Annotated in this window: 20 protein-coding genes and 1 tRNA gene; 11 read left to right on the top strand and 10 right to left on the bottom strand. The window is 53.6% G+C overall.

Features of this window, described 5'->3' with window-relative positions:
* Positions 1 to 8 precede the first annotated feature (8 nt).
* Both proB and KORLAC_RS02370 read left to right on the top strand, forming a co-directional pair.
* A complete protein-coding gene (proB, locus tag KORLAC_RS02375) occupies positions 9 to 1,166 on the top strand; it encodes a glutamate 5-kinase (RefSeq protein WP_139167506.1) in 1,158 nt (385 codons plus the stop codon).
* A 167-nt stretch (positions 1,167 to 1,333) separates the two neighbouring features.
* Positions 1,334 to 1,822 carry a nuclear transport factor 2 family protein gene (locus KORLAC_RS02370; RefSeq protein ID WP_068302318.1) on the top strand — a complete coding sequence of 163 codons (489 nt, stop codon included), beginning with the start codon at positions 1,334 to 1,336 and terminating at the stop codon, positions 1,820 to 1,822.
* A gap of 209 nt (positions 1,823 to 2,031) precedes the next feature.
* On the opposite strand, the gene KORLAC_RS02365 is transcribed toward KORLAC_RS02370, so the two are convergent.
* The 8 genes from KORLAC_RS02365 to KORLAC_RS02330 form a co-directional block, all read right to left on the bottom strand.
* Positions 2,032 to 2,703 (bottom strand): DUF502 domain-containing protein, encoded by a 672-nt coding sequence (locus KORLAC_RS02365; protein WP_068302313.1) that lies wholly within the window; start codon positions 2,701 to 2,703, stop codon positions 2,032 to 2,034.
* 94 nt (positions 2,704 to 2,797) lie between these two features.
* Positions 2,798 to 4,927 (bottom strand): efflux RND transporter permease subunit, encoded by a 2,130-nt coding sequence (locus KORLAC_RS02360; protein ID WP_068302311.1) that lies wholly within the window; start codon positions 4,925 to 4,927, stop codon positions 2,798 to 2,800.
* A 120-nt stretch (positions 4,928 to 5,047) separates the two neighbouring features.
* Positions 5,048 to 5,569: a CC0125/CC1285 family lipoprotein gene (locus KORLAC_RS19020; RefSeq protein WP_068302309.1), complete on the bottom strand. Its 522-nt coding sequence runs from the start codon at positions 5,567 to 5,569 to the stop codon at positions 5,048 to 5,050.
* Positions 5,570 to 5,700: 131 nt separating this feature from the next.
* Positions 5,701 to 6,393, bottom strand: a complete 693-nt coding sequence (locus tag KORLAC_RS02350) for a response regulator transcription factor (RefSeq protein ID WP_068302305.1) — start codon at positions 6,391 to 6,393, stop codon at positions 5,701 to 5,703.
* A 204-nt stretch (positions 6,394 to 6,597) separates the two neighbouring features.
* Positions 6,598 to 7,512, bottom strand: coding sequence for a hypothetical protein (locus KORLAC_RS02345; protein WP_139167504.1), 915 nt, complete (start codon positions 7,510 to 7,512; stop codon positions 6,598 to 6,600).
* Between the two features lie 144 nt (positions 7,513 to 7,656).
* On the bottom strand, positions 7,657 to 8,025 hold the full coding sequence (locus KORLAC_RS02340; protein WP_068302299.1) for a response regulator: 369 nt from the start codon (positions 8,023 to 8,025) through the stop codon (positions 7,657 to 7,659).
* Positions 8,018 to 10,123, bottom strand: coding sequence for an ATP-binding protein (locus tag KORLAC_RS02335; RefSeq protein WP_068302296.1), 2,106 nt, complete (start codon positions 10,121 to 10,123; stop codon positions 8,018 to 8,020). Before KORLAC_RS02335 ends, KORLAC_RS02340 begins: the two co-directional genes overlap by 8 nt.
* Entirely contained in the window at positions 10,123 to 11,049 is a 927-nt protein-coding gene (locus tag KORLAC_RS02330; protein ID WP_068302294.1) for a ferritin-like domain-containing protein, read from the bottom strand. Before KORLAC_RS02330 ends, KORLAC_RS02335 begins: the two co-directional genes overlap by 1 nt.
* Before the next feature lie 199 nt (positions 11,050 to 11,248).
* Between KORLAC_RS02330 and KORLAC_RS02325 the strand changes: the two genes are divergently transcribed.
* Complete coding sequence (locus KORLAC_RS02325) at positions 11,249 to 12,040, top strand: substrate-binding periplasmic protein (RefSeq protein ID WP_068302289.1); 792 nt, start codon at positions 11,249 to 11,251, stop codon at positions 12,038 to 12,040.
* Positions 12,041 to 12,088: 48 nt separating this feature from the next.
* Here the strand turns inward: KORLAC_RS02325 and KORLAC_RS02320 are convergent.
* A tRNA-Val gene (locus tag KORLAC_RS02320) sits at positions 12,089 to 12,164 on the bottom strand.
* A 164-nt stretch (positions 12,165 to 12,328) separates the two neighbouring features.
* Here KORLAC_RS02320 and KORLAC_RS02315 point away from each other — a divergent pair.
* The 6 genes from KORLAC_RS02315 to KORLAC_RS18855 all read left to right on the top strand — a co-directional run bounded on the left by KORLAC_RS02315 (position 12,329) and on the right by KORLAC_RS18855 (position 21,374).
* Positions 12,329 to 13,249, top strand: coding sequence for an N-formylglutamate amidohydrolase (locus KORLAC_RS02315; protein ID WP_068302287.1), 921 nt, complete (start codon positions 12,329 to 12,331; stop codon positions 13,247 to 13,249).
* A gap of 327 nt (positions 13,250 to 13,576) precedes the next feature.
* Positions 13,577 to 16,201 (top strand): TonB-dependent receptor plug domain-containing protein, encoded by a 2,625-nt coding sequence (locus tag KORLAC_RS02310; RefSeq protein WP_068303113.1) that lies wholly within the window; start codon positions 13,577 to 13,579, stop codon positions 16,199 to 16,201.
* A 1,236-nt stretch (positions 16,202 to 17,437) separates the two neighbouring features.
* Positions 17,438 to 18,187, top strand: a complete 750-nt coding sequence (locus KORLAC_RS02305; RefSeq protein ID WP_139167502.1) for a substrate-binding periplasmic protein — start codon at positions 17,438 to 17,440, stop codon at positions 18,185 to 18,187.
* An 81-nt stretch (positions 18,188 to 18,268) separates the two neighbouring features.
* Positions 18,269 to 19,024, top strand: coding sequence for a substrate-binding periplasmic protein (locus KORLAC_RS02300; RefSeq protein WP_068302283.1), 756 nt, complete (start codon positions 18,269 to 18,271; stop codon positions 19,022 to 19,024).
* Between the two features lie 135 nt (positions 19,025 to 19,159).
* Positions 19,160 to 20,992 carry a translational GTPase TypA gene (gene typA, locus KORLAC_RS02295; protein WP_068302281.1) on the top strand — a complete coding sequence of 611 codons (1,833 nt, stop codon included), beginning with the start codon at positions 19,160 to 19,162 and terminating at the stop codon, positions 20,990 to 20,992.
* Between the two features lie 244 nt (positions 20,993 to 21,236).
* Positions 21,237 to 21,374 carry a hypothetical protein gene (locus KORLAC_RS18855; RefSeq protein ID WP_160328578.1) on the top strand — a complete coding sequence of 46 codons (138 nt, stop codon included), beginning with the start codon at positions 21,237 to 21,239 and terminating at the stop codon, positions 21,372 to 21,374.
* 187 nt (positions 21,375 to 21,561) lie between these two features.
* On the opposite strand, the gene KORLAC_RS02290 is transcribed toward KORLAC_RS18855, so the two are convergent.
* Complete coding sequence (locus KORLAC_RS02290) at positions 21,562 to 23,295, bottom strand: pentapeptide repeat-containing protein (protein ID WP_068302279.1); 1,734 nt, start codon at positions 23,293 to 23,295, stop codon at positions 21,562 to 21,564.
* 168 nt (positions 23,296 to 23,463) lie between these two features.
* Here KORLAC_RS02290 and KORLAC_RS02285 point away from each other — a divergent pair, with 168 nt between their 5' ends.
* Entirely contained in the window at positions 23,464 to 23,817 is a 354-nt protein-coding gene (locus tag KORLAC_RS02285; protein WP_068302275.1) for a putative quinol monooxygenase, read from the top strand.
* Between the two features lie 86 nt (positions 23,818 to 23,903).
* Complete coding sequence (locus tag KORLAC_RS02280) at positions 23,904 to 24,200, top strand: putative quinol monooxygenase (protein WP_068302272.1); 297 nt, start codon at positions 23,904 to 23,906, stop codon at positions 24,198 to 24,200.
* Positions 24,201 to 24,220 lie beyond the last annotated feature (20 nt).

The raw sequence follows: 24,220 nt of genomic DNA, 5'->3' as shown, positions 1-24,220 counted from the left end.
ATTCTGTTTTGTCTATGTCCAAGCGTATCGTTGTCAAAATCGGCTCAAGCCTGTTGGCGCACAGCCAAGAACTGACGCTCCGGTACGCCTTTATGCACGGACTGATGAGCGATATCGCACGTCTGAAGGAGCAAGGTTATGAAGTGGTGCTTATGTCGTCCGGCGCTGTTGCGCTGGGCCTGAACGCCATCGGAAAATCACCAGAGGATGCAGGTATCCTGGACAAGCAGGCTGCGGCTGCTTACGGCCAGCCACTTTTGCTGAACGCCTACAAGCAGGTAGCGCATGAATTCGGCTTCGACATCGCACAGATCCTTGTGACGCTGGGCGATATGGAAGGCCGCCGTCGATTCATTAATATTAAAAACACGCTCGAGCGCCTGTTCGACAATGGCATCATGCCCATCGTGAATGAAAATGACACGGTGACCACGGAAGAGCTGCGCGTGGGCGACAACGATCGCCTGGCCGCCAAGGTTGCGCAAATGATTCAGGCTGACCACCTGGTGCTATTGACCAGCATTGATGGCCTTTATGACCGGCCGCCATCAGAGCCCGGCGCCGAGTTTATTGAAAAACTCGAAGACGTCAGCACCTATCTGGCGGCAACCACAGGCACCAATGCGCTAGGAAGCGGCGGCATGTACACCAAACTGCAGGCGGCCAACATGGCCCAGCACGCAGGTTGCAGCACCATCATCGCTGAAGGCATCATTGAAAACCCAATCCTGTCGGTGCTTGAAGGCGAACGTCGCCACACCTTGTGCACCGCGATCGGTACCCCGGCTTCTGCCTGGAAGGTTTGGCTGACCAACAGGCTTCAAGTGGCGGGCAGCCTGATCCTGAAGCAAAGCGCTGCGGACGAGCTTGTCTCAACCCCGCAAGCCATCAAGCATACGGATATTGTATCGGTGGCCGACACGTTCCAGAAAGGCGACATCCTTCACATCTACGATGAAAAGGGACAGGAAATCGCCCGAGGGCTGACAAACTTCGGCTCAGACGAGGTTCTTTTGCTGGCGCGCCATCCGGAATCCACCACGGCAGAGCTGCTCGGCTATTCTGCAGTGCCGGACGTCATCACCACCAAAAATATGGTGATCCTGAACGACAACCACCTTTCGTGGGAGGTGCCTACAGAAGACCTTCAACAGGTCGCGTCCTAAGAAAGCTCCCAGAAATCACGAAACCGTCAGCTTTCGTCAATAGCAGTTAAAACTACCGCGAGTAGCGATCAACTGCTGTTGACGAACAGCATGTTGCCCTGCCAGTCAGGCTTTGGCTTGCGGCACAATTATCCGCAAGCATGACAATGAACATTAGCGGGGCATCTATGCTTAAGACGATCGTGGTAAAAACCACCTTTTTATTCCTCATACTAATCAGTTCCACGGCCCACGCGCAGGTTCCGGTCACCGGCAACCCAGATCATGCAGCCATGCTGCAAGCCGACACGCCAGAACTGGAGGCCAACAAACGCCTGGTTTATGACTTCTGGCGCATTGTTTTCGAGGGACAACAACTGGACCGTGCCGCTGATTTTCTGGCCGAAGACTATATCCAACATAACCCACGCGTCCCCACAGGCCGGCAAGGTTTCACTGACCTCTTCAAACAGTTCGCCAACCCCGACACCAACGTGGAAAGCCGGGTGAAAGCGCCCCTTGTCGCCATCATGGCGGAAGGCGATTTGGTTACACTTGTATTTGTGCGCAATATGCCTGCGAAAGGCGATAATGCGGCCTACAGCACAACTTGGTTCGACATGTTCCGCATTGAAAATGGCAAGATTGCCGAACACTGGGATCCACAGACCAAATAAGCCACATTTTTACGGAATCTTTATGCCGCCGAGCGCGCTCCATATCGCATCTTGATGAGGGCGGATGCATTATCAGGCTGTGTCCTATCCAGCACACACCGCATCGCGGCCCCGACCTCCCCCACACACGCGCCGGGGTCGCGATGCCACTCCAATGATTGGTTTGGCACTAAAGAACGATACCCTGATTGGCACCCCCCTGCCCCGTGCTATTTTTGGCGCGGGGCTTTATCATAGTTGAAGGTTTTGGGCACATCCGCTCCGCCAGAAATGATAAAGGACATGGCCTCATCCATCTTCCAGTTTGTAGGCGTGACATATTCCACCGGCACGATCTCAAGATAGCCTGAGGTGGGGTTGGGCGTTGTCGGCACATACACGGCTGCAAGCTCACGCCCGGTTGTTGTGTCCTTGAAAGTGCGCGTGACCAACCCGACGGTCTTCATGTCGCGCGATGGAAACTCAATAAGCACCACTCGTTCGATGTCATTGGAGCTTGATTGCACGGCGTCCGCCAGGCGCTTGATAGTGCGGTAGATGGATTTCGCGACCGGGATACGGTCCACGGTTTGCTCAAAAAGGGTCAAAACCTTTTGACCCACATATCGGGACGCGACCCACCCCACCACATAAAACAGCAGCAACAGCACAAACACGGAAAGTGACGTGTTGAACAGAGGCGATTTGATAATGCTGTATAGGTTTCCATCAGAGTTAACACCTGATGTCATCCACTTGATGATCGGTGCGGCAAGGTCGTTGATGAATCTTAGAATGACGTTGATCAGCAACAGCGTCAGCCAGATGGGAATCAGCGTAAACAGTCCCACCAACATGTTACGGCGGACCTGAACCAAAAAGGACGTGTTCTCGCTTTCCATCGAAATCTCCCTGTACACGACTTACCGCCGCATCTTAACCCAGCTCCGTGTAATACATAGAGGCAAATCGCTTATACCATGACAGTTGATATGGTTATGCCCGACTGGATTTCACTCGGGTCACGAGATAAGGCAGCACCGCCAGCGCCAACGTTACTGCAATAAGCGTCCCGAAAGCGACTTCCAGCCCGAACCGCTGCGATGGCGGGAAATCCGAGAACGCAAAAACTGAAAATCCGATAATGATGGTAAGGGACGACACGGTTGCCGGCCAACTTTGGCTGTCGAGCGCCTTCCGCCATACCTCCCATTGGGACAAAGAAAGCTGAGCATCCCCTTTGGCCGCCCTCCGAGCCGCCAGACTGAGGTGGATCATGTTGTCCACTGCCAGCCCCAGGCAAATATTGATCGCCGGCGACGAGATGATATCGACCGGTATACCAGCCACCCCCAGTACCCCTAATACGATACCCGCGAGCGCAGCCATGCACGCCATCACACCGGCCACCACCACTAATCGCCGCGCGATGATAAAAACTACCACGCCAAAAATTAGTACCAGCGTGATGATCCCACTTGCCATGCTCCGAGCCACCGATGCTGCCAGCTCGCCTTGCAGGAAATAGGTGCCGCCCGTAAGGGTGATCGTGAAATCATGCTGACGGGGTATTTTGCTGATCTCTTCTATGACCTTGAGGCGAGACTGCTCGCGCCCGCCCTCCTTCATCCTCAGCATGAAAAGCGCATGCATCCGGTCAGGCGAAATAAAGCTCTTTGCAACTGCGCCATACTCAGGCTTCGACAGGATATCCAAAAGCAAATTCCAAGGCAGCAGCTGACCAAGCCAATGCTCGTCACCCTCGGCCATAATAACCGGCAATGAGATTACAGACCCGACGGAAGGGTGGGCAGCCAATGAATTCTGCAGATCCCACAGGCGCTCATACGATTCGTTGCCATCGAGCTTTGCCCCATCCTCGCGCCGAACCACAAGCAACAGCGGGCTGCTTCCACCATTCTGGTCGACATAATAAATGCCGTCATAAAGCTGCGATTTTTCATCGAAATAAGAGAGCAGTGACGGATCGGTGTTCAGCCGCGATATACCGGTAACACCAATTGCAAGCCCTAACCCCAGCGCCGCCACAGCCAGCCCCCGCGCCACAGGTTTGCTTACCGGGAAACGGCTGGCAAGGCTGTAGGTGAAAGCATCCGGACTGACCTTTGAGAGCTTCAGGAATCCTGGCAGGATCGTATAGGCACACAAAAGTGCCGACACGGCCCCAATCGTGCCGCCAATGCCCAACTCATTCAAGGGTTTGGCCTCTACAAAAATCAGACTGGCAAAACCGATCAAGGTCGTCACTGCGGCCCAAAAGGAGGCTGGTAACGTTTGGCTCAAAGTATGCCTGAGTTTCACGTCTGCATTCCGCCGAGCAGAATTGCACCAATTGGATACCAGGAAAATGACATGAGACAGGGTCAATACAAAAACAATCGTGCCCAGATTGGCTGTCAAGATACCGATGGAAATCCCCAGAAGGCTTTGCACCACAAGGGTAAGCATTGCAGCTGTCGCACATGCCAAAAGCGCTCCCAAGACCACGAGGCCAGAGCGAAAAACAGCAATCAGCAGCAAGCTACTGAGCAATATGGCCCCTAGGGTAAAGACTTTCATGTCCGAAGTCAGGTTTCGCCGCATCTGTTCAACAATGTAAGGCAAGCCGGAAATCCGGATACGGAAGGTGGAGGTGGCCTCTTGATCCGCGATTTGCTCGATCTCTTCGACCAAGCCCGCAAACCGATCAGTATTGAGGAAGGCGATCACAAAGCTGGATTTCTCGTCATCCCCGATCAACAGGCGTCGCCAAAGAGGATTTTCCCGCGCCGCCTTCAAATCATCCGGGCCGTTTGTAATGCTTTGAACGTCTGAAATTCCATCCAGCTTTTGCAGCCGCCTGGTGACAGCGTCGATGGTATCGATAAAAGCTGGCTCGTCAATTTTCCCTCCGGTAGTGACATTCAGGATAATCTGATGCCTTGATGGGAAAACGTCAGTAATCTGCTTGTTCTGCTGAAAAACTGCACTTTGGCTGGAAAAGAAAAAATCTGGGGTGATTTCAGGCCGAAGGTCAACGAAGCGGACAAACGCGACAATCACTGCTATCACCAGTACAGGCGACAGTAGGCTTAATCGCCCTACAATCGAAGCCAGCTTTTTCAAGACATGCTCCCCCTGCTTCCTCCAGCGCGGGCCTGCGCCCGCCAGCCACCAGCATAAACACTAATGGCCAAACTGCAAACGAACCGGGAGATGTATGCCCCTCCGCCAGCGCGCTGACCGCTATTGCCGTTCCCGAATTGTATCAGCCAATTTGGCCGCATCGTAAAACCTGCCCGCATCAGGCTTTGCACCTGCACCCATCTTGATTTCAATGATGGTCGCTGTGGATTCGCGCGCACTGGTTGGTCTGTTTGCAAACCCTGACTCGATATAGGTTGGATGCGTTACCGTTCGGCAGGCCAAAATTCCGCATTCTCGGTATGTCGTTGCATGAATACGCATGTCTGCGACAGCATTGTCATGGTCATCGTCTTTACTTTGAGTGGTGCTACGGTCCACTATCTCGAACCAGGTGTATCCCTTTTGCAGGGTCAGTTCAGCGGACCGCAGGAGGGCATAGTCTTTGGCTTCTGCCAAGTTATCCCCCTTGGATTTATAAACCACACGATATCGGTCATCTGCCAGGGCCTGCTCATAGTAGCCAAAGTCACCCGGTTCACTTGCCGCCATATAACGGTTGTTGGAGCCCGCGCAGGCAGCAACGAACAACGCCACCGACAAAATCAGGGTACTTTTATTCATTTCCACCTCCCATTGATATGGAACCATTGAGCTTTATGGTAGGCACCACCTCATGAGGGCTCTATATGCATCAAGGCTACACACATAAATTCTGTGCAAAGATCAGCCTCTGGATGGTTGGTGAAACGAGGCTAGAAAACTTCCATGCGGTAGCCGATGCCGGGCTCGGTGACAATATAGTCCGGGCTTGACGGCGTCGGCTCGACCTTCTCGCGCACCTGACTGATATAAACCCGTAGATATTGGGTGTCATCACCATGCGCAGCACCCCAAACTTCATGCAGGATCTGCCGGTGGGTCAACATCTTACCCCGGTGCACAAGGAAATAGCGCAACAGATCATATTCCTTGGGTGTGAATTCCACGCGGTTGCCATCAACCAACACCTCATGCTTCACAAGGTCCATCTGGATACGCCCATTCTCAAGAACCGGCTGGCCTGCTTCAACGGACGCGGCCTTCCTCAAGTTTGCTGTGATTCGCGCCAGCAACACGTCAGGGTTGAAGGGCTTGGTGACATAATCATCCGCCCCTAAATCAAAGGCTTCGATCATTTCCTTGTCGCTGTCGCGCACCGAACAGACAATGATCGGCAGGTTCGACCATTCACGTACTTCCTTGATCACTTGTTTACCGTCAATATCGGGCAGCCCCAGATCCAACAGCATCAAGTCAGGTTTTACAGAAACAGCCATGCGGATGGCCTTCCGCCCCTCGTCCGCTTCTTCCGGCTTCATATTGTGGGCTTCAAGCGTGATGCACAGCAGCTTACGTATCTGCGGCTCGTCATCGACAATCAGAATGGTGTTCTTCTTCTGCTTCACCGCGCTCCCCCCAAAGTTTTGCCTGTCTGGAATATAGCCAAATATGACAACTTGGGCTGGATGATAGCGCATGTTCACCTCTCTGGTAACTGGAACTTTTAAACCAAAGTCAATTAGCTGCTCAAAAAAACAGGAGCCAGAAGGCTCCTGAAGGTTGGGTGAGGAAAATATTTATTGTTATGCGCCGGGCCCGGCGTCTGGGGGTCAACTCAGCGAGTTCCACCAGGCTTCCAGCTGTTTGTCGATCTGATCCGCTAGTGCCGGGTCACGCTGCTCGATCATGCCCGATAGCTCCCTCATCTCCTTGCGGATCGTCTCGACCTCTGCGGCATCGCGGTCTGAGGCATCCTGACCTTCACAGAGTGCCGCCACAGCCCTCTCTGCCTCTTTCAGGGCCTCGCGCGCGCCTTCATATTCAGCCGCTTTGAGCAGGAAACGCGCGAGCGACACATTGTCCCGCGCCACCCCCTGCAAGGATGGTGCACGTTCCAATTCAGTAATCATGCTTTGCTGTGCGTCCACTAACTGATCACGCACTCCGTCAAGGTCCCCCATGTTGAGTGCCTCCAGGCCTTCATTCAAGTCATGGGATAGCTTGTCTGGGTCCAGCTGCAGCCGCACGTAGCGCACCTTTGCACCTTCAATATCGCTTCGATCAGCAGCTTTGATATCAAGTACAGCGACAAAATCATCAATTGCCAGCGTACTATCGGCAACTGGGACATAAATCAGATTTGGCGAAATGATGCTGCCGTATTTCAGCTCCACCAGTTTGACTGGTCCGGCAACCTTTGAAGGCGCACCTTCAAGACCCTCTTCAACCAGCGACTGCAACTGTTGGGAAGCATCTGCAAGCCGCCGTCCGACTTGTTCCCGGGATTGATGCTTGGTAGCGAGGTGCGCTTGAAACAGTTGATCCATCAACGTCCATTTGGCACGCGCAATTGCGTTGCTCCGGTCCTCAATAACCCATGAAAGAGAGCTTGCATCAGTGACCCCTTCTGGCCACTCCGCCTTGTGAGCCACTGCGGGGGTCAGGCTCTCTTCCGCGGTTGCTGCAGAATGCCCTGTCAAGGGCAGCGCAAGCGCGGCTGCCAGCATGCATAATGTTTTAGTCATGTCACCCTCCAGCCCTCAAGGATCTGTTGAACTGAGGATGGCGCACGCGGCATCAGTATTCGATCCGCCGAACCGCGACTGTGCATAAATTTTTGGTAAATTAATTAAGGCTGCATTGAGGCAGCTTCCTGCAAGCTGGAGAGCCTAACAACCGATCACTTCGAGAAGGTCGTCAATCACGAACGGTTTGGGAATAAAGGCAAGAGCCCCCAGAGCACGGGCTTCGTCCTTGATCTTGTTGCCATACCGGGCAGAAAGTACAATCACATGGGTTCGCTTGCCAGCACCGTCCGCCTTAATCTGCCGCAATACTTCAATGCCATCATCATCAGGCAGACCGAGGTCAAGTGCCACATAATCCGGCGATTGGTCCCGAAAGGCCTGAAGCCCGTCCCGCGCGGTTTTGGCTTCAGTAACCTTCATACCCAAGTCACCTAAAGAGATCCGCAGAAAGGTCCTGATTGCGTCGGCATCATCAATTACCAGAATAGATTTGTTGAGTTCTTCAGCCATCCATTTGCCCTTTGGGTACGGCGACAACAGTCGGGAACACCAGAACAAATTCTGCACCACCTTGCTTGTGATTGCCTGCCGTGATGACGCCGCCCTGGCGGTGCATCACCACCTTTGCAATGGCAAGCCCCAGGCCGGTCCCAGCGACTTGCTGATCCGTACGATTGAGGCGCTCATACTTATCGAAAATCTTTTCCTGTTTATCCTCAGGTATGCCGCTACCAAAATCCCGGACGCGATATTCGAAACCGTCCTCGCGGCGTTTGAGATCAATCTCGATCGCACTGTCGTTCGGCGAATATTTGGCCGCATTATCGATGACATTCTGCAGCACCTGGGCCGTCATCAGGGCGTCCATTTCGACATGGAGGCCTTCATAGTTCCGCGTTATGCGCAGCTCGCGCCCCTGCAAGCGGGACCGCAGCGATTTCAACGCCTGATCCAGCGGCTCGGCCGGGTCGTGCAGCAGACATGAAAACTCCACGTCACCACTTTCGATCCGTGTCATCGACAGAATATTAGTGATGAAGGCGTCCAGGCGCTGCGCCTCTTCAAGCGCCGTACCTGCCAACGTCTCCAACTGGTCATCTGACAACCGATCTGACTTCTTCAAGCTTTTGAGGACACTGATACTGCCGATGATCGAAGCCAGCGGTGTCTTGAGGTCATGGGACACACTGGAAAGCAGCATGGACCTCAATTTTTCACGCTCTTCCCGGAACCGGCTTTCCTGCATTTCGGTAGCATATTCGATACGTTCCAACGCCTGCGCGGTGTGATCGGCAAGCGCACTGATCAACTGGGTGAATTCTGAATCAAGGCGCCACGACAAAGGAATACATACCGCCAAAACGCCATATTTCTGGTTCGGCGTTGTAATGGGCTCGAACACCCAAGTGCTTGTCTCATGGCGAACAGCGCGAAAGGCGCGACCCACGTCACCCGCCTGCCAGCATTCCTCCAGCCCCTGCTTCACTGGCCCATCCAGGTCAACCTTCTCCGGGTATTGAACAAAATCGGCAATAGCATCGGCTTCCAAAACCGACGTGCGCACCTTGGTGATGAAGAAGACGACTTTCATACCCAAAAGCGATTTCAGTTCACGCGCCACGACCTTCAGCAGCGCTTCCCGTGCGCTAGCTTCTGCAGTCAGTGTATGAATTTCATAAAGCACCCTGCTGCGCTCTTCCCGTCGCCGGATCGTTTCCAGATTTGCTCTTACATGGCCACCCAAAAAGGCAATGATAAAAGCGGAGGCAAGAAAGATGGTAATATTCGCAACATCTGCAACAGTGCCAATGTTGAACTTCTGGAACGGCACAGTATAAGCATAATTGATCGTCGCGGCACTCAGGATCGACGCCAAAAGCGCGGCCAGGAGCCCTTGCCGGATAGCTACCATCACACATGCAAGCAGGAACAAGAGCGCCACATTGTGGGTGTTGATCTTGAAATAGATCACCGGCATCAACGCACGGATTCCTTCCACCGCCAGATAGGCGGCGGCGACAGCCACGAGTGGATAAACAGCGGTATGCCACGTAACAGGACCGTGAACAAATCGGCTCCAGAGGCTCGCAGGCTTGATGCTGCCCTCAAGCGGAATAATGGTCACCGACGCTTGGTGCGAGAACTCTTTGGTAATTCTTCGAGTGCGCCAATAGCGCCTCAGGTCCGCTCCCCGTGCCGTTGCAGGTTGCCCCATGAATATGTGAGAAACGGCTTCTCCGCTGTTAACGCAGCTGCGAATGTAGTTCAATTCCGTTTGGCTGCCTCTGGCGGAATCAAGGTGAAGGACGCTTGCCCCTTCGCGGCGGGCCTTGTTTAAAAGAGAGAGCAGCGCCTCGCGCCGATTGTCACTGCCAACACTTTCGTCGATACGGTCAACATAAATCAGGCGCCAGCGCGCGCCGGTTTTCGCCGCCTTTTCGCGCGCCGCGGCAACGACCTTGTAACTTTTTGGGTGGCTGTCGACAAACGCCAGAATCTGTTGCTGTTTCTTTGCCATCCGTTCTTCCTTGTAGCCACCGCCCACCGCACATGCTGTGCCTTCGGTGGGCCGGTGTTCGACATACAAAGCTGGCACAAGAGACGACATCAACTGGTACCGCCTGGCCCTTCCGTCGCACTTCGGACAGCCTTGAGCTCCTGGATGGCCCGGTTATGGAAAGTGAAAATGGGGTTGACCAGCTCCACCGTCGTCTCATCCCGTACTGCCCGGGCCACATCAAACACGCGCCTAGCTTCCGACATACAGACCTGATTGGCAACAATTAGCGCATTAATACATTCTACTGGCGTTCCCGGCTGCCCCAGGTCGTCACGTTCTGCAGCAAAGGCGGCATAGGCCCTTAACTGACCCGGCGTCGAATGTCCAAGTGCGCTGATGCGCTTCGCAAGCTCATCGCCAATTTGGCTGATGGCCGTACAGTGGTGATCAAGCATCTCATGCGCATGGGCTGCACTTTTCTTGCCGCTGTTCCAGCGGTAATATAGTGATTTGACATAGAGCGAATAAATAGTGACCAGCAGCCCTGCCAATGGCTCAACAAGGACCGCTTTACGCCCATTTTTGGTATTCGCCTTTGGCTTCAGCGAACTTTCGGCCGCCAAGTCGGAGACCTGCTTGAAATCCTTGAGGCGCTGTTCCGGCTTCATGCTATAGGCTGCCTTCAGATAACAGTCTATCGCAACCGACAGGTCCTGATAGGCCTTGGAATATTCCTGCTGCTTTTTGATGAGAAGGACATCCTCGCCTTCTTGATCCTGGGTGGCGTTTTCCAACTCGGCACAGGTGGCCGCGATCCGGCGCTTAAGCGCCAGAAGATCTCCCAAGCCGTGCTTGTCGAGAGCATCCCGGGCAGAAAGTTGGCCTCGGGCCACTCTGTCAGTCCAATAGACCAAAGCCCCAAGCTCAACCACCATGCCTTCTGCTTCCAGCATATCCTGGTGTTGCTTGAGTTGCTCATGCAGGTTGACCGCTACGGTGTCAAACGTTTGCATTTCTCCCGGCTCTTCAGACATGTCCCAGCGACCTCCTGACTTGGAAGCCCTTAGGGTGCTGCCATTCATGTGAGGTTTCGATATGACTCCGGGCTGGTTGTATAAAGAATGCATAAAAATTGAACCAATACAGGAAGCTCTGACCGGCCTCAATCAGCCTTGGAGGAAACGCCGGGTTGCGCTACACTCTGTTACTCTAGTGGGGGCGACAGGAGGCCGGGTGACCACGCACCGCATTCTTATTCTTGGGATCACTCTAATAGTCGCGCTCGCGTTTGGCCCCCCTGCATCTCTGGCAGATGACCATTCCTGCAAAAGCTTGCAGATCAGTGGGCCGCCAGAATATTTCCCCTTGTCCTACAAAGACAATAATACCGTCAAAGGTGTCGGCATCGATCTGGCGCGGATGGCCGCCGAAGAAGCCGGCATTCCGGTGCAAATCACATACCGAGGTAGCTGGGCACGCGTGCTTCAGCAACACGCGCTGGGCAATCTGGACGTTGTTGTCGGGCTGTATCACACTAAACCACGGGAAGAGACCATGCATTTCCTCCCAGCCTTCTGGTCGGAAGAAACACAAATTGTCATGCGCCGCGACGGTCCCATCAATTACACCACCTGGGATGACCTGAAAGCCTTCAAAGGCGTTACAGTGGCCAGTGATAGCCGCGGTGACCGCTTTGACGCGTTCATGCGAAAGAATCTGAACATGCTGTATGTCCACAGTCAGGAGGTTGCATTCAACCTACTGAAAGCCGGGCGAGTGGATTTCATGCTCACCGGGCAATATTCCATGTTCGAAACAGATGACTTCAGCCCGGACGGCACATTCATGCTGCATCCAACGCCCGTTGATGCGCACAAGGTCTATATGGCCTTTTCGCGTCAATCCCCCTGTATCGGCCTTGCCGATCGCCTCGGCAAGGCCATTGAGACGCTGGTAAAAGCAGGAAAGGTTGCTGCCCTTTTCAACAATCACCCAACCGAAGCGCATACAGTGCAGGCAAATTAGCCAGCAACAATCCGGTCACGCATAAAAGTCTATTCTGCGGAAAATAAATGGTGGTCGGTATTGGGCTCGAACCAACGACCTCATCGATGTCAACGATGCGCTCTACCAACTGAGCTAACCGACCGTGCCATTTCATTCGGAAGGCCCGCCCGCACCAAGAAACTTGGACCGGGAGGGAACGGGCCTGTGTTTACACCGCAGCCCGCGACCGTGCAAGCCAATTTTTATCGGACCGACCCACTTAAGATCAGCGATGACTTCGTGACGGTTTCGCGCTAGGCTATTCATATGACAGAGCATAGCTGCGACGAGACAAGCCGGAAAAAAGTTGAGCGCCCAGCGCCCTTCTTGTGCCGTTCCGCACCAACACCGGGACCCTTTATATTTGCCCTGCCACACAGCGGCCGCTTCTACCCGCAAGCCATGCGCTCAGCCACCCATTTGTCAGATCACACATTGCGCCTGTCGGAAGATGCATTCGTCGACAAGCTGTTTGATCACGCGCCCCAAAATGGCGCAACTCTTCTGGTGGCAACCCACGCCCGCGCCTATCTGGACCTCAATCGTGACGAGATGGAGCTTGACCCATCCATGTTCAGCCCCACCCTTGATGAAGGCCTGGTACACGAAACACACCGCGTAAAAGCAGGGCTTGGGATCATCCCGAAACTTGTGGCCGAAAACGTGCCCATCTATACTGAGAAGCTGCCAGCCCGGGAAGCGTTCTATCGCATTGGTGCCGTCTACAAGCCCTACCACGACAAGCTGGCGGCCCTTATCAGCGCCCGGAAAAAGCAGTTCGGCTATGCTGCGCTGATTGATTGTCATTCGATGCCTTCGGAACAAAAGACGGGCCGACATCAGGGGCCAGACATCGTACTTGGAGACAACTGGGGCTCCGCATGCAGTCGCGACCTGACCTCCATCGCAGAGGAGCTACTGATCCGGACCGGTTTTCGTGTGCGTCGGAACGTGCCCTATTCCGGTGGCTTTACCACTCAGCATTATGGTAACCCCAACCAGGGACGCCATGCGCTGCAGATTGAAATCAATCGCGCCATCTATATGAATGAGAACAAAATAGAGCCTTTGCCAGAGTTTGAAGAAATTCGTGAAAAACTTCAGTGGTTTAGCCAGAACCTTATTTCGCGCTTCATAGACATGCAAAAGGGTCACGTGAAAGCGGCTCTCCCTCGCGCAGCTGAGTGATTAATCATTATTGCCACTCCCTAGAAAATCGCTATTTTCCGCGCCTGACAACCTCATCACTCATTGTCAAATATTGCGCCCACCCATGTTTCAGGAAACATAATTTCTTTTTCTAGACCCAAGAGTTCACAAGTGTTTCAAAAACAACACATTTTAACTTTTCTTGGCGCCAAAGAAAAAAAGGCACCTTTTTCTGATCTTTTTATTCCTAAAGCAGGCTTAATATCCGTCTTTGTAGGTATCGAGTGCATTCGCTGCGCTTCTGGGAGGTTGGCGGCGAAGAACTGAAACCACACCTTAAAAACACGGAGGGGTTCTGTGGACACCATGAAAAAATTCCTATTAGGTACGTCCTGCGTAGCGATGGCATCAGTCCTACCGACTGTTGCTGCTAGCGCACAGGAAAGCACTTCTGCTGATGACGGTTTTGCCATTGAAGAAGTTGTTGTTACCGGTTCGCGCCGGGCAGCACGTTCTGCGGCAGATACGCCGGCACCAGTTGATGTAATCAGCGCAGACCAGTTTGCAAACCAGGGCGACGGGGACATGTCGAACCTGCTGCGGACTGTTGTGCCATCCTATAACGTGAACGCACAGCCAATTTCGGATGCCGCAACGCTTGTTCGCCCTGCGAACCTGCGTGGCCTCGCGCCCGACCAGACGCTGGTTCTTCTGAATGGCAAGCGTCGTCACCGTGCGGCGGTTATTTCCTTCCTTGGCGGCGGTCTTTCTGACGGTGCACAAGGTCCGGACATTTCCGTTATTCCTTCTATTGCCCTCAAGCAGGTTGAAGTTCTGCGTGACGGTGCAGCAGCACAATATGGTTCCGATGCCATCGCTGGCGTGATGAACTTTGTTCTGCGCGACGATGCCGAAGGTGGCAGCGTTGAAGCCAAATGGGGCCAAACCTATGAGGGTGACGGCGACCAGCGCATGTTCGCAGCCAATATCGGCCTGCCGCTTGGCCCAGACGGCTTTGCCAACTTCTCCGCTGAATGGCGCGAAGCAGACCCAACCAGCCGCAGCGTCCAGCGTGACGATGCCCAGGGCCTGATTGATGGGGGCAACAACAATGTTCGCCAGCCATACGCCCAAGTCTGGGGCACACCTGAAATTCGTGATGACTGGAAGGTCTTCCTCAATGCTGGTCTGAACACCAGCTCTGGCGAAGCCTATCTGTTCGGTAACTATGCCGAACGGGAAACAGAAGGTGGCTTCTTCTATCGTAACCCAGACACCCGTTCCGGCGTGAACGTATCTGGCACACAGCGTCTTGTGGGTGACATGGCCCCGGATGACGGCATCACCTGCCCTGGCGGTATCAACTTCAACGAAGGTGAAGCCACTACTGGTACAGTTGCCGATCCTCTGAATGTTGGCGATGCAGATGAAGCAGCCGTTCTGGCGCAAATCTTTGCCGACCCGAACTGTTTCGTCTTCAACGAAATGTTCCCAGGTGGCTTTACACCACAATTCGGTGGCCAACTGAACGACGCAGCTATCGCCATGGGTTACCGCGGCGAGATGGACAATGGCCTTGCCTATGACGTGTCCATGCATGTGGGCCGCAACCAGGCAGACTTCTTCATCAAGAACACTGTAAACCCAAGCCTGGGTTCTTTGACGCCAACCGAGTTTGAACTTGGTTCCTACATTCAGCTTGAAAAGAACTTCAACGCCGATCTGTCCTATCCGATCGATGTTGGCTTCTTCTCTGACCTGAACGTGGCAGCCGGTTTCGAGTGGCGCGAAGAGCAGTTCGAAGCACGTATTGGTCAAACAGAATCCTGGGAAACAGGCATTCTTGCCCAGCCGTTCGAGCTTGAAAACGCTGATGGCGACATCGTTGTTGGCAACCAGGGCTTTGGTGTTGCCGCAAACGGCTTTGCGGGCTTCAGTCCGAACGTAGCCGGTGAGTGGGACCGCACGAACATCGCGCTTTATCTCGATATGGAAGCTGATGTAACCGAAGACCTGATCCTTGGTGCAGCACTGCGCTGGGAAGACTTCTCTGACTTTGGTTCCACAACCAACTTCAAAGTTTCCGGCCTGTATAAAATCACAGATGCCCTGCGCCTCCGTGGTTCCATCAGCTCCGGCTTCCGGGCACCAACCGTTGGTCAGCAGCAGGTTGTGAACATCTCGACAGTGTTCGAGGAAGTTGACGGCCGCCTGCAGCTAGCTCAGCGTGGTACCATTCCACCAACCAACCCGGTTTCCGCTGACTTTGGCGCGAAGCCTCTTGGGCCAGAAAAATCCAACGCCTTCACGCTTGGCCTTGCAGCCGATATTGGGGCAGCCAGCCTCACGATCGACTATTTCAATATCAAGCTGAAAGACCGGATTACCCAGTCTGCAACCATCAACCTGTCAACCGAAGACCGGACGCGTCTGGTTGAATCGGGCATTGGCTTCGCAGCAGATCTGGCGGCCTTCCGCTTCTTCGTGAACGACTTTGACACCCGTACACAGGGTATCGATATCGTGGCAACCATCCCTCTCGACCTGTTCGAGAATGGTAGCACTAACCTGTCGTTCGCGGGCAACTACACCAAAACGAAGGTAACAGACTTCAACCCAGCAACGCTTGATGACCTGCGCATCGCACAGCTTGAAACAAGCCTGCCACGCTACCGTGGTAACGCGACCTTCACGCACACCGATGACAAGTGGCGGATGCTGGCCCGCGTGAACTACTATGGCGGCCACACCGAGTATCACCTCGGCTCCTTCGGCCTGCCGATTGACGCAGGCGGGAAGATCACCTTCGATGCTGAGTTCGGGTACAACGTCATGGAAAATGTTGAAGTGGTTATCGGCGCAGAAAACCTGTTCGACACCTATCCTGATGACAACCCACACGCCGGGATCGCAGGCGCGGCTTACCCTGTTGAATCGCCATTCGGCTTCAATGGTGGCATGTACTATGTACGGGCTCGCTACAGCTTCTAGGGCTTGATGCCATACTAAGTTCCAAAGGGGCGCTTCGGCGCCCCTTTTCTTTTGCCGCAACTATTTATGCCGGGGCACTACACCAAGAGGCCTGCGCAACACCACTCCCAACTTATTGCTTTTGCAACACTCTACCCATAAGTGAAAACTTGTAAGAGGTTCCGAAGGCCCTTGTGCCGCCACAAAGTCATTTCTAAAACCGCGACGACCTAATGCAGGCGATACATATACCAGGGCTTGAAAGGTCAAGCATGTGCGAAACAAGCCATACATGCGCCGCAATAAGTAAGGTAAGCAAAAATGCCACAGCTACTGAAAAATTTACGCTGAATAAAAAAAGGCCACGCTTTCGCGTGGCCCAGGCTCAGGGAGGAAACGCCCACGGAGGGCATTCGCGGGGGCTACCCGCTAAGCATTAAGATAAATGCTTCGTACTCAAATTCCAAGTACAGGCTACGTCACGAATCCTTGAGAATCTGTTAATTCACTATAACTTTATGAAATATATGAATTTTATTTGGTGTTATTTTTGAAATTTTTTTTCACCAAACTTGGCTCAATAGTTGTCCCGGGTCCATAAGGGCGCAGGTTTCAAGGAACGACTCACATCTTTTCAAGATCTTTGCCAATTTTATTTCAACGCAAGGCAATTATTCTGGTTAACCCCATGATTGCCGTTTATCGCGCCCCGCAGGAATAATTAGCTTCTGAAAGCTCTCTTGCCGATGCTCGGCATCCCACTTGGGAATTATTGTCTGTGATGCCACGCTGGAAACCAGATCGGCTCTGACTGTCTCTTAGGCCGTTCCAACAGGGAGGCATCCCGCCAAAAAAACGCAAAATACACCCAATAGTAGAGATTGGAGCCTTTCAGAATTTCAGCATTTTTCGATATGGCATGTTGCCAAAGGACAGTCCGGTTCAGCACTATCCGCCATGAAACTCAGGCAAAGACAGATCAAGCCAACGCCCCATAGACACCCCAAAAGCTTATAGGAAAGATCAATTGTCTGATCGATATCCCGAGCCATAGTTTTCACTCCGACAATCCTTAATCCGCAAACATCAGCAGCATTACATCATCAGAGCTACAAATCAGGCGGTAGTCGGCGAACGGTGGCAAGGCCGCGGCAAACCGATCCCCTCGCCATCCAGGCTGTTAACCTTTCCTAGAAGGGATTGAGCTACATTGAATGTCCTGGAAAACGGGGAACCCTTGTAGAAAGGAGGTCCCGATTGGGTAGGTTGGCGCAACTGATTGCCGGCGCTCTACTAGTAATCTGCACAGTGACCGGCACCGGCTCGGCCGCTGACGTTCCTACTCTGCGTGTTTCCACGATTGTGGTTCCGCCACTTGTTATGCAGGACTCAGGCAGCAAAAACATCCACGGCGAAGCCATTGATGCCCTCCAGCTGCTGGTAGAAACTTGCGGCGCTGAAGCTGATCTTGTCGTCACGCCCTCCTGGAATCGGGCCTATATGATGGCTCAAATAGGAATTGTTGACGCGGTCATTCCAACCAATTTCGCAGAAGACCGGCTGTCGTATTTTGATTTCCCGACAGAGCCGCTTGTCGATATGAGCCCAAGCCTGATTGTCCGCGTTGATAGTCCTTTCCTTCGCTTTAGCGGCCTTCACATCCTCAAGGGGAAAAAAGTAGCGGTCCGCACCAACGCGCTTCTGGAACAAAAATTCGACGCCTATATCAGAAGCGATCAGGCGACACTTGTGGAACGTAGCGATAGCATCTCCCTTGTGGATGAGCTTTTGTCTGGTCGCGTAGATTTCATCGCAGACAGCCCAACCATGATCATCTATCACATGACGGAATCAAAAATTCCGGAGAGAATTCGCGTTTTGGACCCACCCCTGGGTCGTAGCGGCCAGTTCCTGGCCTTGTCCAAAAAACGCGCGCCTGCCTTCGCTGCGGAGACAGAGATTTCCCGCTGCCTGTTGAGCAAATCCGTGTACCTACCCGAGAACTGAAACCTATCTTAACTTCGCCGAATTAACCTTTCATAGAGGCTCTCACTCTATGGTACCGCCAGGGGCGGGGAGGAAAGCTCAGTGGTTACGAGTGTGACACGAAAACTTTTAGGCACTGCAGCGCTGCTAATCGCGCTGCTTGTGTTGTTGACAGTTGCGGACGAAGTGTTTGCAGACAGCCGCCCAATCCTGAAGGTCTCCACGATCCCTCTGCCGCCTATCGTCACCATTGCACCAGACACAGGTCATATCTCTGGGCTGGCCGTGGAATCGGTTCGCCAAATGGCACAGGCCTGTGGCGCAGACGTTGAATTTATCGCGCCCCCAGCATGGAGCCGAGCACTCGCAATGGCGCGCGAAGGCACGACTGATGCGCTGATCCCAACAAACTTTTCACAAGAGCGAACCGAGTTCTTTGACTTCCACCCACATGCCTTGCTTGATCTGGGTCCAGCCTTGATGGTGCGTGCAGACAGTGCTGTGCAGGACTTTCTGGGTCTGGAGCAATTGCGCGGCCGACGCATTGCAATCCAGCAAAATATCCTGATCGAACCCAAGTTCGACGCCTTTATCCGCAGCGACGCGGTAGACCTGATAATCCGCGGCAACGCCAAATCGCTGGTAGCCGAATTGTTGACCGGAAGGGTAGAGTTCATTGCCGATTCAAAAGCGGTTCTCGAACATTACCTAGGCGAAACCGGGGTTTTAAAGCGGGTTCGCACGCTCGAGCCACCCATTGGCTCAGCGCCTCAACATCTGGCTTTCTCAAAGAAGCGGTCACTGGCATTTGCCGCCGACACCAAGCTTTTCAAGTGCCTTATGGCAGCTAAGCCCTAGGAGCTCTGCCCTTTCCGCTTGCCGCAACGACCAAAGACGCGTATAAGCCGCGCAAATCTTTTATTTGGGGGGCTTCCGATTTTTCCGGAAGCCTTTTTTAAATTGGGCCCCCATTGACGGCCTCAGGAAGCAGACATGAGTAAAGACATTCGCAATATCGCGATCATCGCCCACGTTGACCACGGCAAAACCACGCTTGTGGACAATCTGTTCAAGCAAAGCGGCACCGTGCGCGATAACCAGCGCGTGGAAGAACGCGCCATGGACAGCGGCGATCTGGAAAAAGAGCGCGGCATCACCATTCTGGCGAAATGCACCAGCGTGATGTGGGGCAACACCCGCGTCAACATCGTGGACACCCCAGGCCACGCCGACTTCGGCGGCGAAGTTGAGCGTATCCTGTCGATGGTAGACGGCGTGGTACTGCTGGTGGACGCGGCCGAGGGCCCAATGCCACAGACCAAGTTCGTAACCATGAAAGCGCTGGCGCTCGGGCTGAAGCCGATCGTGGTGGTGAATAAGGTGGACAAGCCGGACGGCAACCCGGACGCAGCCACAGACGCCGTCTTTGACCTGTTCGTGAACCTGGACGCCAACGACGAGCAACTGGACTTCCCGGTAATGTACGCTTCCGGCCGTGACGGCTGGTGTGACAATGACCTGGACGGCCCACGCGAAAACCTGCACCCTCTGTTTGAAAAAATCATCGAGCACGTGCCGGCACCAAAAGTGGTGACCGAAGGCAACAAAGAAAAGCCTTTCTCCATGCTGATCAGCCTGCTGGACCGCGACAACTTCGTGGGCCGTATCCTGACCGGCCGTGTTGAAACCGGTCGCGTGAAGGTGGGTGACCCCATCCATGCCCTCAGCCGCGACAGCAAGGTGATCGAAACTGGCCGCATTTCCAAGCTGCTGGCTTTCCGCGGGCTCGAACGTGTGCCGGTTGAAGAAGCCGAAGCGGGTGACATTGTCGCCATCGCGGGCCTGACCACTGCAACTGTTGCAGACACCATCGCTGTGCCGGAAGTAACCGAAGCGCTGCATGCGATCCCGGTTGACCCACCAACCCTGGCGATGACCTTCATGGTCAACGATAGCCCTCTGGCGGGCCGCGAGGGCAAGCATGTGACCAGCCGTGTGATCCGCGACCGTCTGATGCGCGAAGCCGAAGGCAATGTGGCCATCGAGGTGACGGAAAGCGAAAGCAAGGACGCGTTTGAAGTGGCGGGCCGCGGCGAACTGCAACTGGGCGTTCTGATTGAAACCATGCGCCGTGAAGGCTTTGAGCTGGCAATCTCCCGCCCACGCGTGCTGTTCAAGCAGGACGAAAACTGCAAGCGCCTGGAGCCCTATGAGACCGTCCAGATCGATGTGGACGAAGAATATCAGGGCGCAGTGGTTGAGAAGATGTCTCTCCGTAAGGCTGAACTGACCGGCATGGTGCCATCCGGCGGCGGCAAAGTACGCCTGACGTTTGATGCTCCTGCCCGTGGCCTGATCGGCTATCACGGCGAGTTCCTCACCGACACGCGCGGTACAGGTATCATGGCCCGCGCCTACGACCGCTATGACGCCTACAAAGGCCCGATCCGCGCCCGTCAGCGCGGTGTGCTGATCGCAACTGCCGGCGGCAAGGCCGTTCAGTATGCGCTTTTCTACCTGCAGGAACGCGGCACCATCATGATCAACCACGGCGTTGAAGTGTATGAAGGCATGATCATCGGCGAACACAGCCGCGACAATGACCTTGACGTGAACGTGCAGAAAGCCAAGCAGCTCACAAACATGCGCGCCTCAGGCAAGGACGACGCCATCAAGATGAGCACGCCGAAAATCCTGCCGCTTGAAGAAGCGCTGGCTTACATCAACGACGACGAGCTCGTTGAAGTAACGCCAGAGAGCATTCGCCTGCGCAAACGCTTCCTGCTGCCACACGAGCGCAAGAAAGCATCCCGCGCGGCGGAATAAGCCCCAGTTCTGGCTTCATGCCAGTACAAGGGAAGAAAAATTCGACACATCAAAGGCGGCCCAAACGGGTCGCCTTTTTTCTTGCACCGTTCGCCGCCTTTTTAATGCCGTATTAATCAGTATCTTGTAATCGTGGAAATCATCACCAGATAAGGTGAACAAGAGGCGCCCAAAGAGGCACCATAAAACACGACAAAAGGGCCAACCTAAAAAAAGGCCCGAACGATAAGCGAAGGAAGAAACCATGCAACAGCAAAAGCCTGTGCCCACTTACGGTATCACCAAAACACAGTACGCCCGCAAGGTAGCAGAATGGGAAGCAGCCCAGTCTTACCAGCCAGGCGAAGGCTTCTTTGCCCGCTTCAAGAAAAAGCGCGGCTAACAGCCAAAGCTAAACCCCCGAGAATTTGACGCCGCAGCATGGCCGCCATGCTGCGCGTTTCCGCACGTCTTTATCTCGTCATTCGCTGTTTGCGAAGCTGGCGGCACGCCACCTGATCAGCGAATCCACCTATCGTTTGTGACCATAGACTCGCCGATCCAGTCGGCGAGTGACGAGCTGTGTGCATTCACCCCAGCTTGAAATAGTTGCGGATAGCCAGCAATGCAAAGAACAGGAAAACTGCCGACACCGCATTATGGATAAAGGCTAACACTCGCACAGGATCGGGCACTTGGTGCGGCAAACCGAAAAGATACTCGACGGCGACTTGATAACTGTCCGATGTAAGGCCGATAACCGGCAGGCTATTTGAGCCACAGTATATTAGGAGCTCTCGCCAGGTTTCCCCAGACACGTTGACAAACGTCCAATCGCCCCATTGCCAGTACACGAAGAAGAACATTGCGCCGAACAACGGAACGAACGCCTTTGGTCGCCAGATGCTAAGGCCCAAAAAGCAGATAGATACTATCGCTGTGTCAGGGGTTAACTCCAACGGTCCCTGCTGGGTGAGTGCCAAATAGCAGAGGCCAAATAGTATGTTGACACGTATGAGCCAATCTATCGGCCGCCAGAAGTTGAGCCCGCATTCACTAAAAAGCTCAAAGAGATTGATCATCATAATCTCACGCCACCCTGTGGCTTCATGGCCCCGACGGCATAAAAGCTCCGCCCGGAAAAATCTTTTTTCCGCCAAATGGTGATGCCCGTCTGCCGCCAATTCCTGAAGGCGCCGCAGCTTGGACATGACTTTTGCATCTGAAACCCGAAATGAATTTACATCCATGCCGCATGATAGTTTGAGTTTTTCCCAAAGGTTCCTTGTTGCTCTTAGACTTGGCGCTTCGACCAGCGTATAGCCAAGATTAGGCGGAACCGCGAATTTCGCGCCCCCAAAATTGGGCACGGCTTTACTCTCATTTTTCGTTACCTGCTTCATTGTTCCGAAACGTGTCCAGTCCAAATCCACATGGCCTTTGAAGTCACAATTCACAAAATTGGATCGAAAGAGAAACGCACTGTTCCGCAGGTTAACGCTACGCATAAACGTTGCGCCAGACCAGTTGGCATAACCAAGGAAGACACAATCATTGGCATTAAATGAATTTTCAAAACGTGTTTTCACACATCGCATAGCACCACTAAAGATCGATTCATTAAAGGATGCATTGCTAAGAAACTTACTTTCATCAAAACATGCAGCGTCTTCAAATTTGCTCTGAATAAATCCGACGTTTTCATGAAATTCAGCGTAGCTAAAATCGACAAAGTCTAAGAAATGGGCACCATTGAAGGATGTAGATAGCCCACGAAATTTTGCATGACGAAAATCTGCTGAGGCTTTGAAAACTGTTGAGCCAAAGCTCCCCCCTTGGTCAAAGATTGTGTTGCAGAAGGAGACACCTGAGCAAAATATTGCATCCTCAAATGACACTCGCCGAACAAAATTAATTGAGTTAAACTTAACATGACACGGAAATATAAACTCACGCAAATTGCACAGATGGGCAGCCACAGTTCTTGGGAATTGAGCATTAAATTCAATAGTGTGACCAATATCTCCAGATTCCTTGATGCCTCGAAAAATCAGACCGTCACGCTCTTCATCAATGGTCCATCGTTGCTCCACTAGTTCAGCCCATTGAACCCAGCGCTTCCAAAGTACAACACCCTGCTCCGCACGCTGGATGGCAGACATCTTCGTGTCCATCTTTGTGAGCTCGGGATCATCCAACTCAAACCCACAGTTCCCCTCCGTCAGCCCCCGCAAAATCTCAGGCACGTTGTCGGCATAGATGATCGGCTTGCCGGTTTCCGGATCGGTGTATTGCGTCTCGTCGGGTTTCGTGTCTTCGGGCATGGTGTTTCCCCCATCAGCGGTTCGCACAATTATGCACGTATAAAGCGTGGCGGCGCAACCTGATCAATTAACCCGTCATCAACCCCCTTTCGGTATGCTGGAACTTCGAAGCGGATTTGAGAGGTTTGCGCGCACGACGTGGGGTCACTGCCTGAACAGGAGGGCAGGATGATTGTCGTGACAGGTCTGATCAAGGTGGCGCCAGAAAACCGGATTCTGACCATCGCTGCCGCACGCATGCTAATGCGCCACAGCCGCAAGGAACCCGGCAACGCCACCTATCAGTTTTACGAGGATATTGACGACCCGGCCACCTTCCGCTTTTACGAGGAATGGTATTCCAAGCAGGCCCTGATGCGCCATATCAGGGCGGATTATACTGTTGAATTCCGGCGGGCGCTGGCGCGTTTTGGCGTCTTGTCTATCGACATTCAGCGGTTCGACACCAGCCAGCTTGATATCAACGAACAACACAGCACGCCCCAGGAACCTCGCCTGCGCTTGGCGCCACTTGCGTATTGAACCCACCCTGATTTATTAACAGCTGCGAAAGGTCTTCTGGCTATACTGGTGTTGTGGTTGGGGAAAAATCACCACGGGAGGCCAGATTGTTAATTGTAACAGGCCTGATTGAGATATCGCCCGAGTACCGCCGCGAGGCGACGGAAGCGTTCGAACAGTTTGTCCGCGCCGCACGCAAGGAATTCGGCAACATTACATACCAGATGTCGGAAGACATCGACATGCCGGGCAACTTCCGTTTCTACGAGGAATGGGAGGCCAAAGAGGCCCTTGCCCGGCATCTGAAATCAGACAACACGGCGAAGTTCCGCCAGGCCCTCGCGGGCATGCAGATCTTGTCGATCAATGTGAAACGCTACGAGGCAACCCCGGTAAAACTGTAGCAAATACATAAGATAAGGTT

Origin of the sequence: Kordiimonas lacus (assembly GCF_001550055.1) — a bacterium.
In the GTDB taxonomy this organism is placed as follows: domain Bacteria; phylum Pseudomonadota; class Alphaproteobacteria; order Sphingomonadales; family Kordiimonadaceae; genus Kordiimonas; species Kordiimonas lacus.
The sequence above is the reverse complement of the archived record's forward strand: the minus strand, read 5'-3'. Positions and strand labels throughout refer to the sequence as shown.

Excerpts from the sequence above, each read along its gene's own strand:
- typA (WP_068302281.1), top strand. The coding sequence starts at position 19,160 with ATGAGTAAAGACATTCGCAATATCGCGATCATCGCCCACGTTGACCAC.
- KORLAC_RS02335 (WP_068302296.1), bottom strand. The coding sequence starts at position 10,123 with ATGTCGTCTCTTGTGCCAGCTTTGTATGTCGAACACCGGCCCACCGAA.
- KORLAC_RS02345 (WP_139167504.1), bottom strand. The coding sequence starts at position 7,512 with ATGACTAAAACATTATGCATGCTGGCAGCCGCGCTTGCGCTGCCCTTG.
- KORLAC_RS02310 (WP_068303113.1), top strand. The coding sequence starts at position 13,577 with ATGAAAAAATTCCTATTAGGTACGTCCTGCGTAGCGATGGCATCAGTC.
- KORLAC_RS02370 (WP_068302318.1), top strand. The coding sequence starts at position 1,334 with ATGCTTAAGACGATCGTGGTAAAAACCACCTTTTTATTCCTCATACTA.
- KORLAC_RS02365 (WP_068302313.1), bottom strand. The coding sequence starts at position 2,703 with ATGGAAAGCGAGAACACGTCCTTTTTGGTTCAGGTCCGCCGTAACATG.
- KORLAC_RS02330 (WP_068302294.1), bottom strand. The coding sequence starts at position 11,049 with ATGTCTGAAGAGCCGGGAGAAATGCAAACGTTTGACACCGTAGCGGTC.
- KORLAC_RS02340 (WP_068302299.1), bottom strand. The coding sequence starts at position 8,025 with ATGGCTGAAGAACTCAACAAATCTATTCTGGTAATTGATGATGCCGAC.
- KORLAC_RS18855 (WP_160328578.1), top strand. The coding sequence starts at position 21,237 with ATGCAACAGCAAAAGCCTGTGCCCACTTACGGTATCACCAAAACACAG.
- KORLAC_RS19020 (WP_068302309.1), bottom strand. The coding sequence starts at position 5,569 with ATGAATAAAAGTACCCTGATTTTGTCGGTGGCGTTGTTCGTTGCTGCC.
- KORLAC_RS02315 (WP_068302287.1), top strand. The coding sequence starts at position 12,329 with ATGACAGAGCATAGCTGCGACGAGACAAGCCGGAAAAAAGTTGAGCGC.
- KORLAC_RS02285 (WP_068302275.1), top strand. The coding sequence starts at position 23,464 with ATGATTGTCGTGACAGGTCTGATCAAGGTGGCGCCAGAAAACCGGATT.
- KORLAC_RS02290 (WP_068302279.1), bottom strand. The coding sequence starts at position 23,295 with ATGCCCGAAGACACGAAACCCGACGAGACGCAATACACCGATCCGGAA.